At 30.0% G+C, this 14,145-nt stretch carries 11 protein-coding genes; 1 reads left to right on the top strand and 10 read right to left on the bottom strand.

Translation table 11 applies throughout. The annotated features are described in order from the left end of the window. Positions 1–130 precede the first annotated feature (130 nt). Positions 131–1,339 (top strand): site-specific integrase, encoded by a 1,209-nt coding sequence (locus tag BT156_RS20430; RefSeq protein ID WP_072412776.1) that lies wholly within the window; start codon positions 131–133, stop codon positions 1,337–1,339. Between the two features lie 212 nt (positions 1,340–1,551). Here BT156_RS20430 and BT156_RS20425 read toward each other — a convergent pair whose 3' ends face one another. The 10 genes from BT156_RS20425 to BT156_RS20380 all read right to left on the bottom strand — a co-directional run bounded on the left by BT156_RS20425 (position 1,552) and on the right by BT156_RS20380 (position 14,144). Beyond that, a complete protein-coding gene (locus tag BT156_RS20425; protein ID WP_072412778.1) occupies positions 1,552–3,303 on the bottom strand; it encodes a diadenylate cyclase in 1,752 nt (583 codons plus the stop codon). 22 nt (positions 3,304–3,325) lie between these two features. Then, positions 3,326–3,796: a Mov34/MPN/PAD-1 family protein gene (locus tag BT156_RS20420; protein ID WP_072412775.1), complete on the bottom strand. Its 471-nt coding sequence runs from the start codon at positions 3,794–3,796 to the stop codon at positions 3,326–3,328. After that, a complete protein-coding gene (locus BT156_RS20415) occupies positions 3,786–4,229 on the bottom strand; it encodes a hypothetical protein (protein ID WP_072412774.1) in 444 nt (147 codons plus the stop codon). The genes BT156_RS20420 and BT156_RS20415 overlap by 11 nt, the downstream gene beginning before the upstream one ends. Further along, the gene (locus BT156_RS20410; RefSeq protein WP_072412773.1) at positions 4,222–4,854 is read right to left on the bottom strand and encodes a Cap15 family cyclic dinucleotide receptor domain-containing protein; all 633 of its coding nucleotides are present in this window, start codon (positions 4,852–4,854) and stop codon (positions 4,222–4,224) included. The genes BT156_RS20415 and BT156_RS20410 overlap by 8 nt, the downstream gene beginning before the upstream one ends. Beyond that, positions 4,844–6,547, bottom strand: a complete 1,704-nt coding sequence (locus tag BT156_RS20405) for a ThiF family adenylyltransferase (RefSeq protein WP_072412772.1) — start codon at positions 6,545–6,547, stop codon at positions 4,844–4,846. The genes BT156_RS20410 and BT156_RS20405 overlap by 11 nt, the downstream gene beginning before the upstream one ends. Continuing rightward, positions 6,544–7,551 carry a CBASS cGAMP synthase gene (locus BT156_RS20400; protein ID WP_072412771.1) on the bottom strand — a complete coding sequence of 336 codons (1,008 nt, stop codon included), beginning with the start codon at positions 7,549–7,551 and terminating at the stop codon, positions 6,544–6,546. Before BT156_RS20400 ends, BT156_RS20405 begins: the two co-directional genes overlap by 4 nt. After that, positions 7,544–8,578 carry a CBASS cGAMP-activated phospholipase gene (locus BT156_RS20395; protein ID WP_072412770.1) on the bottom strand — a complete coding sequence of 345 codons (1,035 nt, stop codon included), beginning with the start codon at positions 8,576–8,578 and terminating at the stop codon, positions 7,544–7,546. Before BT156_RS20395 ends, BT156_RS20400 begins: the two co-directional genes overlap by 8 nt. A gap of 424 nt (positions 8,579–9,002) precedes the next feature. Then, the gene (locus BT156_RS20390) at positions 9,003–9,308 is read right to left on the bottom strand and encodes a GmrSD restriction endonuclease domain-containing protein (protein ID WP_083582425.1); all 306 of its coding nucleotides are present in this window, start codon (positions 9,306–9,308) and stop codon (positions 9,003–9,005) included. Positions 9,309–9,468: 160 nt separating this feature from the next. Beyond that, the gene (locus BT156_RS20385; protein WP_139255539.1) at positions 9,469–12,741 is read right to left on the bottom strand and encodes an SNF2-related protein; all 3,273 of its coding nucleotides are present in this window, start codon (positions 12,739–12,741) and stop codon (positions 9,469–9,471) included. Next, positions 12,738–14,144 (bottom strand): EH signature domain-containing protein, encoded by a 1,407-nt coding sequence (locus BT156_RS20380; protein WP_072412767.1) that lies wholly within the window; start codon positions 14,142–14,144, stop codon positions 12,738–12,740. The genes BT156_RS20385 and BT156_RS20380 overlap by 4 nt, the downstream gene beginning before the upstream one ends. Position 14,145: the final 1 nt, after the last annotated feature.

Raw genomic sequence — 14,145 nt, 5'->3', positions numbered from 1 at the left:
TTCAGGTAAAAATAATTTGAGGAGTTCGGCATCGTTTAACATTCCACAAAATTAGCAATATTTTTTTCCTCCCCAACTTTTGAGATTGATCCACAAAAAGTAAATTATTAACAATTAAAGTTACCACACTATGAACAAAACATTCAACCTGTTATTCTTTATAAAAAAGAATAAAATCAGAACAAACAGAACTGCTCCCATTTACTTGCGAATCACGATAGATGGCAAGGCAGCGGACATTGCCGCTAAAAGGTACATCGACCCACAGAAATGGGATGTTAAAGCACATAAGGCACTAGGTAATACCCAAGAAGCCAAAACATTGAACCTCTATCTTAAAACTTTGGAACAGCGAGTTTACGATTCTCATTACCTGATGCTGAAAGAAGAAGACTTTGTAACATCAGAGAGTTTAAAATCTAAACTACTTGGAACCGATATTTCCACAAGAATGCTCATTCCTATTTTTCAGGACCACAATGATAAAGTTGAAGCATTGGTAGGTCAGGATTTTGCCCCCGGAACATTGGAGCGTTATAAAACCTCTCTCAAACATACACAGGAATTCCTGAATTGGAAATATAAAACCTCGGATATAGACATTACAAAGATCGACCACGCTTTCATAATGGATTATGACTTCTGGCTTCGGAGTGTACGCAAATGCGCTAATAATACTGCAGTAAAGTACATCAAGAATTTTAAAAAGATCATTCGTTTATGTATCGCAAATGGATGGCTCACCAAAGATCCCTTTTTAGGCTACAAAGCAAAGCTTAAAGTAGTGGAACGTCCATATCTTACAAAGGAAGAAATTCAAACAATCTATGAAAAGGAATTTGCGTCAGACAGGCTAAACCAAGTACGTGATATTTTTCTTTTTAGTTGCTATACAGGTTTAGCGTATGTTGATGTAAAGAAATTGACGAAATCTAACGTCAATATTGGAATAGATGGCGATCAATGGATATTCACACATCGTCAGAAAACGGATACCTCAACCAGAGTTCCATTATTACCTTTAGCACAGGAACTGATTTTAAAATATGAAGACCACCCAGAATGTGTAAATTCAAATGTTTTGTTTCCCGTACTCAGTAATCAAAAAATGAATTCCTATCTCAAAGAAATTGTGAATGTCTGTGGAATCAGTAAAGAGTTGACATTTCACATCGCAAGACATACATTTGCAACTACTGTTACATTGTCCAATGGGGTTCCTATCGAAAGCGTAAGTAAAATGCTCGGGCACACGAATATAAAAACCACCCAGCATTATGCGAAGATTTTGGATAAAAAAGTGAGTGATGATATGTCAGTTTTGAGGGGGAAACTTTAACTTAGAAAGGAGATAAAACGTTTAGAATAACAACTGGTAATTAAAGATGAGCTGTACTATTGCCATAATCATATTCAAAAAAATAAAAATCCCAACTTTAGTTGGGATTTAAAATATAAGAAACAAAACTTATTTTGAATCTCCCGACTTATGTACGTGCAGTTTCAGAACTGTATACCTTTAGTTTTTTTTCAAATTTAATATAACTTATATTACTTGTAATAACTATCATTCATTTCATCATTTGAAACTAAATCTTTTCTAACAACCCATGTACTTGCAGGTTCAGCTTCTTTTTTTTCAATTTCTTTTCTTAATTTATTTATTTTATCACATTCATCGTCAGTAAGATAAAATTGATTACTTTCAAACCAGTTTATTATGGGATAGTATTTCTTTCTTTCAACTTTTTCTAATGAATTTAAACTTTTTAATTCATTTAATCTATCTGAAATTTCAGAGTGTTTTATTCTTGGTTTTAATTTTGGAATAATATCGATCATTCCATCCTCAGATATAATTACTATTGCCATTGAAAATTCAGTGGCGAAATTTTCGTAATATCGAATTGCCGAATTATATCGAGCTCCCCTTGAAGAATCTCCCTTTTCCGTTGCTAATCCATCTAATATGACCCCAATAGCATGACATGTGGAATCTATATCCATCATAACGGAACCATCGATTGAGGTTATTTGATTTATGATTTTAGGCGTTAATTTAAGAGGTTTAAGTGCAAAACTTTGTTTACCAAGTCTTTTGGCTTCAGCTATAGCATTTTCGGAAATTACAAGCATTGTCCCATGTTTTTGCTCAGTTGCCTGCAATGTTAAATCCCAAAGTTCATTGATTTGTTTTTTTGTTATTAATTTAAATATTCGACTAAAATCATCATAAAATTTCTCTCTATCAATTTTATCTTTGGGTAAGTATGGCAGTCGATATTCAACATTTAATATTTGGTTGTTGTCATGTAGGATTTCATATTTATAATGATTTGTAAAATTTATAACAAAGAGAGATTCACTTTTGGGGTTATATTTTCCAATAATTTCTCCCAATCCATATATTACTGCAGAATCAGAAATTATCAAAGAATCAGAATTTGATAATTCTAAGAACTTTCTGACTTTTCTGAAATTATTTACCCGTATCGGTTCTTCTAATTCTAAACTTAGTCTAATGTTAATATGATCTTTTGGAGCAATGACTAATTTACCTAATCCTTCTTCCCCTTCATATTTTAATGCAGATATTGCATTGCAAGATTCATAAAGACCGTGTAAACCCTCAAAATTACCTCCCGCTTGAGATATAGTGTACATAAATTGTTTAGCAGATTCTTTTAATAACTCGTCTGAACTTCTTTCTATTGCTGAGATTGCTTTGTCAGGATCCTTGAATGCGATTGTGCATTCTTTTAAAAATATATCTATTGTGCTCTCAATAAAAGAGCGACTTATTTTAAATCGATCTTGAAATTTATCTTTAGATAAAGTATAATAACTATTTAATGTCTCTTTTCTTAATTCTAATACAGCAAAAACTAAAAATCCCTCAATGTAAGTTGGAAACGAAATAAATTTTTCAAAATTACCATATAGGTCCTCTTTCTTTAAAATTTTCTCAATAGCATCTTTATAGGCTTTTATATTGATTCTTTGAAGATGTTTTTCTTGGGCAACTGGATGTGAATGGAATATTCGACTTTCTTCATCAACCTCTTTTAATTCCTTAGCTAATTCTTTAAGTGTTGAGAATGATTCTACTCTATAACCACAATCCTCTGGCTCTAAACAAATTGGATGCCTATTGTCATTTTTTTCTGTTAGTACACCTATCAAAAAAACTCTTGGTTCAAATTTTGAATCAAGATTATTGAATAGTTGCTCAGCTTCAACTTGCAGAGATAGTTGAAAATGTTGCTGATATCCCCACATAAAAAAATTTATATATTCACTCATTTTATTGTAAAATTTTAGATGGTTACTTACTTCCATGAAATTTGTCTTCATAACAAACTATCCCCTTTTTGTTATATATTGCTAAATAAAAACCTTTTGTACCTATTATAATCATAAAAAAAAAATTAGAGTAAAACTTATTTGTCTTTATTGTTTTCTTAAAATTTGAAATATCGCAGGATGATGGATTAGGGTACTTTTCAGGATGAGTATGCCATTCGCCCAAATAAATTTCTTTACCATTGCTTTCGGTAAAACGGTCAATAAGAAAATTTTGAGCTGTAATTTTTGATCTATTGAAATTATATCGACTTCTTTTATCATGCTGCGAGGGTATTGAACAATTACAAATTTCAATTGTATCATCATAAAGTAGCCCAGTTAAGATTCCTCCAGCTTCTTTTTTCTTTTCATCATCTTGAATATATTCAGCAAAAATTTTGAATAACTCTTTTGACAAAGTGATATCAATATGTTCGAATTTAAAATTCATCTAGTGATAATTCTTTTCCTTTAACAAAAAATATAGGCTCATAAGAATATCCAATTATAACTGTACATAATACATCATTCAATAATGAACCGTAGAATGCGGTTCTATATCTACTGCCTCTTTCTAATTTGGGTTTAAATGTTTTGTTAATTGGAGTTGAAAAATAATATGATAGATGTGTTAAATTTATATTTTTATTTAAAAGATGAAAACCGTCATGATAAATGCAGTTTTTTTTATTTATTAATAACAGTTGTTCAGCTATATCATTATCCTCAATAATATCTGATTCGATTAAATTATTATTTATCAAAGATTCTATAGGTAAGGAATGTAAATTTTCATATATAATTAAACCCGTTCCACTAAAAGAGACATCTTTATTTTGATTAATAAGATTAATTATTTTTTTTAATTTATATTTATTATACATTGAATCTACCTTTTAATTTTTTTGACTTTAAATTTACATTAATAGAGCCTGTATTGCTTCTATCATTAAAATACTTACCCTTCAATGTTTTTATATCAGGAAAAAATTCAAGATATGCTGTACCTTTATGCCCCCCTTTGTTTGGTTGACTAGACTCATTCTCATAATTATAATAAAGTCTATAAAATCCATTTTTTTGTTTTTCTAATTCTTCACAAATTGTTATAGATTTTGATGATTGAATATTTTGAAAATCACCTACATATGTACACACATGAACCGTAGATGCTGTTTGTGTAATTTCCATTATACATTTAAGTTTTATTTTATTTCCATTTGTATCTACGTATGAAGATATCATTTCTCCCTCATATCTACCATTCAAATCAGGAATACTTATAATTAAGTTCGATATTTTATACTTCCAAAGCTCGTGGTCAATTAGTTTCAGGCATAAAGTGATTAAACCTAAAACAGAAAATATTGAAATATAGCTGGAAATATTTTTCAAAGTTTCATTACTACTTATTAAACCTTCAAATTGATTATAAAATAGAGTAAGTAAAATTGTTAAAATGGGTACAAAAGCAATTAAGTTATTTGTTTTATAATATTTAAAATTCATTTTTTATAACTTTAAATGTAAAAGATTCATTTATATTATCTTTTAAAACCAACTCTAAACTGTTTAAAAAATTAATATCACCATACCAACTAATAGTGTGCGAAATATTTTTGCTGTTTCTAAAAATTATATCATAAATATATGGAAAACACGCTGATAAAAACAAAACTAAATAACTTTCTGAATATGGATAATAACCAGATTGACAAGATCCTTCTTTTAAATATATTTTATCCGAATTCTCTACTGATTTTAATATATGATGTGGATAATTTAGCAACAAATCTTTTGCTTTCGCTATATCCTTAGGTTCAATATACATTATTTGCCCACTTGCCATATATGGTTCTACCCAAATAATAAATAATGGTTTGTCAGTATTAGTTTCTTGCAAGTACTCCAAAATATATAGTTCAGATCTTGTATTCCCAGTTATGAGAAAGCTGTAATCATTGTCACTAAAAAAAGAAGGTTTATTATTAAGCAGATCAATAATACTTTTCTCAAATGTATTTACTTCTAAGAAAGGATTTTTATTAAGCAAATTATATTGTACAACTTTGGTTTTGTATTCATGGATGAAATTTAAACCATAATTATATCTATATATATTTTCAATACTTAATATGTCTGGATCAACAAGATTGATTTGTTTAAAATTTAATTTAGAAAGGAATTGCATAAGATTCGATCCTACACTTCCTAATCCAATTACGTTTATTGATAAACTTAAATTTCTTTCTACACCATCTGTTCTTTTAGTTAAACGATTAGGAGTAATTTCAGAAAATTTAATTCTATCAACTTTTTTCTCTTTTATTATCGGAGATGTTAGTTTTTCCCAATTGCTCTTATTTCGAAATCCATTAATTTTTTCAAAATGAGAATATTTCCATCCATAATATTCATTCTGAATATTTTTAAAAATAATAAGAAAATCATTCCCCTTAAATTTATTAAATTGCTTTTTTATATCCGGAAAACTATCCTCTCCCAAATATTGCTTGGAGTCTTCATATGTTATTTCAAATGGCGGTACCTCTTTATTATAGTTAACTTGAAATATAGGAATTGGAATATATGCTATCTCTCGCTTTCTTAAATAATCTGAAAATTTAGAAAAAAGATTTCTATCATTATAAATTAAATATCTATAGTTGCCAATCCCTCCTGTAAAAAGGATTGCATGTACTTCATTATCAATAGTGTGGTCTATTAATGCTAATCCGTTTTGATTACATTTATCGTCTTTTGAATATGAAATGCTCCAATAAGCTTGAAATTCTCGAGTAAATTCTTGTTTGGAATATTCCTCGTTCTCTGAGTCTCTAATAATGGCTTTTGCTTTCGAAACAAAGTCTAAAACAATTGATGGGAGTTCATCAGCACTATAAAAAAAATTCAGTGATTCATCAATAATACAAATACTTAAATCGCTATTTATATGAGGAACATACTTTAATGGTTCATAAGACAATTTGTCGATGAATATTTTTGGTAAGTTTATTTCTAATTTCTCTCCAAAACAAATGTATAGCTTTATCTCAATGAGCTTAGAATCAAAAGATATTTCAGTATCAACGGAAATTATAGTATTGTACCCATTAAATTTTTTGTCATTTAAGGTATTCTTATCTACATATTTACAGTTTTCTGTTTTATTTAATGTATCAAAAATTTCACTAATCATCATGCAGACCTATTATCAATAAGGATGCTTTCAACCTGACTAAATTGTTTGGCGGATGATTTGGATTCATCGTCAGTAATATTCGAACATGGGAATCTATCTCCTAAATGCTTTTGCCATTTTGCACATGCGTCTTTTTTTGATTCTAATTCTATAGCTTGATCCCCCGATTTAATAAAACTGTCTAACGCATCTAAAAAATTACTTTTGGTAGTACTTGCAGAATATTTTTCAAGTAAATTTTCGGAGGTATCTGTTGTCGGTCTGTAACAAGAATAATTAGTGAAAAACTTATTGTTATCAATTTTTTTCTGAATTGCTTTTAATGTTTCCAATAAAGAAATATCATCTCTTTCGTCAGAATGATAGTTTTCACTAGCCAAGATTGTGAAAATCATTCCACTAGGAAATTTTAAAGAATTATTATCTTGTTGTTTTTTGTTTGACCATGCTTTAAGATATCTGACTATTCTTTTTAACTGAGGTCTGTCTTTGGCTTGTTCATCAAACCAAAGTTTAAATTTATAGGGATCACTTTCAATCCATCCTTTTGATTTATGAGCTAATAAGGGTGGCTCATCTAAAAATGTATACTGATCCTCAGATCTATCAAATACATAATAGATAGGTAAATCAACATGATAATCATTTTTATATATTACCCTAACACAAGTATTTTTATCTAGAGGCTCAGAACTTGTTCTATTTTTGACTGCATCATAAATCCAATTATGTGCCGTCTGCACAGAAGGTTTATCTTCTTCTTTACCAAAAATATATACTCCATCATCTATGTCAAATTCTTTGGATAAAGGTTCGATAGTAGTATTCATCATGTATGAGCCTTGTCCTTTAAAACTAACAGTATGTTTATCCCGATTATTACTAAAGTATGTACGGATATCTGTTCGTACAGAACTTCTGGATGTTTTTAATTGATTTTTTTTTGTGGAATTTAATCTTATACAGTCATTAAATTCAGTAAATGTAGAATGTAAATCAGCCATGGTTAATTATATATGTTTTTTTTGTTGTAAATAATTCTTTTATTTTTTCATCTTTTTCATAAACTAAAGATTGTTCTTCAGCTTTTATTTTCATTAAATCATACGCTTCTTTGTTGGCAACATCCAGTTGTATTAAACTTTCTTGATCTTTTGAAATGCTAACAGATGGTATTCTAATGTAATCAATATTTATATCACTTATTTCGGTAATTTTTTTCAAGAAAAAATCTGTAAAATATGATTGTCCATTCATAGATGTTTCAAATAAATCAGATCCCCAGTCTTTGAAAGATCTTTCATTTTTTAAACCTACTGGATTACCTCCAGTAATGCTCAAACTGCTTAATGATAAAACACTTATTTTATCATAACTTTTATCTGTTCCCACAAAATTATTTAGTGCTTCCAGTAAACCGACTAATGTTGGATTATTAGCCCACACACCACCATCTATGAACTGCTCATTATTGTAATATTGCAATTCTGCCATCGGAAAATATGTAGGTGCCGCTGATGTTGCTAATGCAATATCAGACATAAGAGCACCATTGTCACGGGACAAATCACCCTCAAGATGATCATATTTAAAAACCTTTGGTTTTGCTTCTGTTACTGAATAGCTAGGTATGCACAACAGATTATTAGAATCTCCGATTTTTCTGTCTCCAAAAATTTCTATGAGAGATTTTTTTAAACCTTCTTGTTTATATTTTCCTCCTTTTGCTATCTGCTTTAAAAATCCTGTATCTATTTTACCTATAAAAGGAATATTCCTTATGGGATGTTTTGGGAATATTAATTCTCCTTTTTCCTCATAAAATTTACATATTTCCTCAGCTGGTATCTTAGATGCTAATGCCAAAGCGATAAGTCCTCCTGTAGAAGTTCCACAAATCATATCGAAGTGATCTGAAGTTAAGCATTTAAATTTTGCTTCTAATCTTTTTAATATGGATGAAGAATATAAACCCTTTATTCCTCCACCGTCTATGGATAATATCTTAAATGTTTTTTTGTTTTTGTCCATTTTAAAGTATAATGTCAACTACTAAGTATTTATTTTTTGTGTTCTAAATCTTACACTAGCTTTAAAATATTAATAATTATTTTAATATACAAAACTAATCTAATTAAAATCAGCATATTACGGGTTTCCGTAATCGACAAAAATAAAAATGATTTTAAAGTTAAGAATCAGTATTTTTACTGAATTCATATAATTTTACATACTATAAACTATTAAAAAGGTATCGCTAATTAACAAAAAATCCCAACATTCGTTAGGGTTTTGGATTATCTACAATTACATATTATTAATTGTATTCCTCTAGGATCTCATGTATTGAGAATAAATTGATTGCATATTTTCTTTCGTAACTCCTTACATTAAATGTAGGTTTAAGAAATTATATAAGGCTTATATTTTTTCAACAATCAATGATATACTCAATTTATTTTCCAAGTACTTTGTCTTTCATTTTTTTTCCATGTATGTCAATCTCTGTCAAAGTCCATTTTTGTTGACGAAGCATGATTTTTTGTTTCAAACTTTCGTATGAATTTGTAGTTAAAAAGTATATTTTTTTTCCTTCTGGTGGTAAATTCCAAAGTCGTGAATTTGTACTATTACTTATCAAACATAAGTTCCCAAATTTATCTACATCTCTTTGCTCTAATACATCAAGTCCTTCCAAAGGTCTTTGAGGATGATAGTGCTCAACAGATCTTCTGAAAGTAAAATTTGAAATTGTCATCATTTTGCTCGTTACAAAGTAAAAGTCAAGATAATTGAAAACAAAATTTTCAACGGTTATAACTTGGTCAAGTTTGTTTAGGTCAATATCATTTCAGTGTTTTGAGTTTAAAGTTAATGTAAAATACAAATTTTATCAGAAGAAAACTTACCAAAATAGCCAGTTATATTCTTATCATTCGTTGTGTTTCTAATTTAGCAATCTCCTGTAAAGTTATTGGGAATGTATTTATTATTTTTTCTAAATCAGTACGATTGATTAATACAACATCATTTGATTTCGCAAGAATTTTAGCTGATGTACTGTACTCGTTGTTTGTAACAGTAAGTAACTTAAACTGGTTTTTAAATTGAGTTTGATAATAATTTTTAGCCGTATAAATTTCCTGTATTGCTTCATTTCCAACCAATGATTTAGTCTGCTTAGCTTGTATGAGATAGTTTTCTCCGTTCTTCAAAACTACAATATCAACTCCTTTGTCATTAGAATATGGTGTAAGATAGACTTCAAAACCTTGTTTATTATATAATGCTGCAATCGTAGCTTCAAACAAGTTTGGATTCAAGCGGTCTATATCAGTAATCGTTTGAATCTTTGGCTTGCTTTCGATTTTAGTGCTAAATATATTTTCAAATAATTCGTCAGGTGTCAATTCTGCTTGTTCAGTTGGGAAAAGGGTATTGCTTGCTAGAGCTTTTTTATTATTCAATAGCGTGTCAAGAATTTCATCAAAGGATTTTACTCTATTGCCATCCTCATCTTTCATATCTTCTGGAAATATCGCCATAGGATAATACACAAACACATCTTTTTGCTGTCCAATACGGTAGGCTCTATCCGTTGCCTGCTCTTCCTTTGCAGGATTCCAATGTCGTGTATAATGTATAATATGGTTTGCTTTCGTAACATTCAACCCAACCCCTGCTGCAATAGGCGACATAATAATTATATTAAATCCATCTTCTGTTTGGAAACGGTCAATTGTTTGTTGTCTGCTTAACTTTGATTTTCCTTCAAGTTGTTTTGTACTTGGTGTATCTCCGTTAATAATGCTTGCAAATATTCCAAAAGTGTCATAAACGATTTTCTGCAACATTTTTTGTGTTTCTCTTCTGTCTGCAAACACAATTACTTTTTCAGCTTTTGATTGTATGTCAGCTAAAATCCCTATTGTAGTTTGTAGTTTGGATGAGCTTGCAATTAGTTCATCGCTTGTGAAATTCAAAATTTGACTTTCTAATAAAAATGGATGGTCAGAAATATCTCTTATTGCCCAAAGCGATTTTAGTTTTTGATTTCTTTTTTCTACTCCTTCTAATTCTGAATTATTTGCCATTTCAATTTCCTGTTTGTAGCGGTTTAACTGAATTGGTGGCATTATTTTCTTAATCCTTGATTTTTCGTTGTCGTGTTTTGTTGGTAAATCTTTTGCGACATCTCTTTTCAATCTTCTTTTGATAAAAACGCCAATGTTGCTACGAAGCTGTTCGGTCAATAGTATAATGTCAGTGTTTCCATCACTCAATGGCTTTTGATATTCCTTTGCAAAGTCTTTGGCATTGCCTAAAAGTCCGGGAACTGCAAAGTCCATTAAACACCAAATATCCACCAACGTATTTTCTACTGGTGTACCCGTCATCGCAATTTTGAAATCTGCTTTTAAAGCTTTGCTGGCGTTTGTTATTTGCGTTCCTGGTGTTTTTATTTTTTGTGCTTCATCAAGAGCAATTACTGCAAAGTCAACCAAACCCAAACTAATTTGATATGACCTTACTGTTTCATAGTTGGTTAAAATTATTTGTTTGAATTGTAATCGTTTTGCGTCTTGCTGATTTTTTGCTGGAATGTTTTCCTTTGTCAAAGAAACAGAACCATACAATCTGCATAGTGGTAGATTTTGTGGGCTGAAAAATTTCTGATATTCATTTTCCCAGTTTTCAAGCAAACTTACTGGTGCTACAATCAAATAAGGTTTGTTATCATGGCAATGTTGGCAATGCCATTCAAGAAAATACAATAATTGCAAAGTCTTCCCCAATCCCATATCGTCAGCCAACAACCCACCTGCAAAGTTTTCTTTGAACAAGGATTGCAACCAAGAAATCCCTTCCTTTTGATGTTCTTTTAAAGCAATTCCGTTTTCTAAATTCGAAATGCTATAAAAGTTGTGTTTTAAGTTTTCTGGTAATTCATTTCCATTAGAAAATTCAGTCAGTTCTGCATTTTCTTTAATTATAAGTACTTCGTGGTCTGTTTTCTTTTCTTGCTTTACAGGTTTATTTGGATTTTCAAACTGCTTCTTAGCGGTTTTGATAAACTTTTCAGCGTCTTCAATTGGTATTTCAGCGTCTTCCCATTTAACGGTTTGCTTATTTTTCTTAACTGCATTTTCTTTTTGTTCTATGAAATCAGAGAGCTTTTCTTGCGACTTAAAATAAATTCTTTTTTCTCCAAGTACCTTATCTTTAATAACAATTCCGGGAATCCATTGTGATTTGTACGGGCTTGCGAAAGGGTAGAACTTTGGACTGTAAATGCCAATTTCTTTTACTCTGTCACTGTAAAAGACAGTAAAATCTACTTCCTCATCATTAAAGAACAATTCGGGGTGTTCAATAATTTCTTGAATGTCGTTATGGTCTGAAACTTTTCTTTTCGCTTTTACTTTCTGTAATTCTGTTTTTTGATTTTCAGAAATTACTACTCTCGTTGTTTCTCCATTATCTCCTAATACTGGATATACATCACGAATCATCGGAAATTTATCAAACGTGTTGGTAAATCCAATTGCGTTTTTAATTTCTATCGAAGGCGAAATTTCAAGAACGCCATTATTGAAATCAATATCTAATTTTATTTTTTCTGGAATAAATAATTCTTGATTATTTAAAAAATGCTCTAACGTTAAGCCACTTTCTTTTGAAAGTGATTTAATCTCCGAGAGCTTTTTAAGGTTTGTCATATTTCCTTTATCAGAATCTGCTGATTTATTGAACTTGTCAATTGCTTCGCAGATTTGATATTGGTTTTCAGATAGTAAATATTCGTTTTCTTCAACTTTTATTACTGCTCCGTTTCGGATTGTTCTTAGTCTTGTTCCATTGGGTGCAAAATCATAAAATCCATATTTGAATTTAAAAGAATTATGGGTTAAGGTTCCGTCAGATTCTACAAAAATCTCATACGGATAGATGCTTGGCAAATCCAATATTTGCTTATCAATTTCGCTTAGTCTAACAATATCTATAGTTTCAATTTCACAAGAGTTGTCAGTATAATCTGCTAAACCATTATCGTGTAATTCCGTAAGAATTGCAAGTTGTGATAAAAATTCTGTTTGTAAGTTTTCCCATTCTGAAACATGAACTTTACTTCCCGATTCGTTTAGGAAATGAAGTGAGAATCTATTATTGTCATTTAAATATTTTAAAATCATTTCAATACTTTTTCGTTTAACCAATGATTAAACTTATGTTGCCAATTTTCATTGTGAAATAAACGTCCTTCTTCATTTGTGTAATAGTAATTTGAATCGCTTTGTACAGCTAATGGTAACGAGCTATTTCTTAAATCATCAACGCTGTTTAATTTATAGGTAAGATTTGGTTTATTAAGGCTATCGGTTTTATATGCACAACAGGCGTAACCATCGATGCTAAATTCAATCAGCATATAATCGCCAATATATAGAATAAAAGCAGAAACATCTCTTCTACTTGAAACTGTTTCAAATCTGGCATCTACATACTCGGCTATTCTTTCATCTCGTTTTAAAATACTTTTAGTATGAAGAGGCCCATAAACTTTAAAAGATGATATTTTTGAAGCAAAACGAAGCCAAAATTTCTTACGTCCTTCATCATTGATACAAACATTGAAAAACACATTGATAAATTGTTGCGTAATCCACTCGTTCAAAATATTTCGTCCTTGAATTATTTCTCGCTTTTCGATTTCTGTTGCATTCTCAAATGCTGTCCAATTAGAAATGTTACTTGGGTCGCCAATTTGAGTGAAGGCAATTTTTTTTATTTTATCTTGTACTGTTGTAAATTGAGGTTGGTTTGCTTGAATGATAATTTTACTGATTAACCGTTTACTTGTAATAGAACTGTTGTGTTTTTGCAATACATCATTCAGGTTGTCAACTTCAATAGCAATTTTGCTTTTGTTTCTTTCGTAATAAGTTATAATAACTTTTGAGAAATATGAATAATCAAACCAAGAGTCAGGAACGCCCAATATTTTTGTTGCTTCTTGAATAGGTTTGTTGAGTTTGGCTATTGTATCACCTAAAATCAAATCTCCATTTTTTGTACTGAAATAACGTTTGTTATTTTTAAAAGAAATTAATGTACTTCTATTGCCATTATAATTATCTAATTTTTTGGCAATGAATTGTTCCAATTGCTCTAATGACTTTTGATGCTTTGTTTCCCAGTTTTTCAAAAAGCAATCGATCAGACCCACTAAAAAAGAATCTCTCCAATTTGATTCCAAAAGTTGCAAAGTATAATTTAGTTCGTTCTCACTTCCGAAAATGAATTGTAAATTTTGTTCTGAATGGTTTAGCGCATAGGTTAGTGTTCTTAATTCTCTACGTTCAAATACAATGTTTGAATTATTGATAAAACTTTTAAATTTTCTAAATACTTGCGGAATAAGATTGTTGCCTGAAAATGAAAAAGAACCTGCACCGACTTCTTCTGTTATTTTTTGAAGTTTATCAATTCTATGTTCATTCAATGACGAAAGGGTAATTGGAATTATTTTTTGTGCCGACTGCTGGAATGTAGTCGGTGAAAAATGAAATTGTAATATGTCTTGTGATGTCGGCATA

Source organism: Chryseobacterium limigenitum, assembly GCF_900114875.1.
Classification (GTDB): domain Bacteria; phylum Bacteroidota; class Bacteroidia; order Flavobacteriales; family Weeksellaceae; genus Chryseobacterium; species Chryseobacterium limigenitum.
Note: the sequence above shows the minus strand (reverse complement) of the source record. Positions and strands in the feature narration are given on the sequence as shown.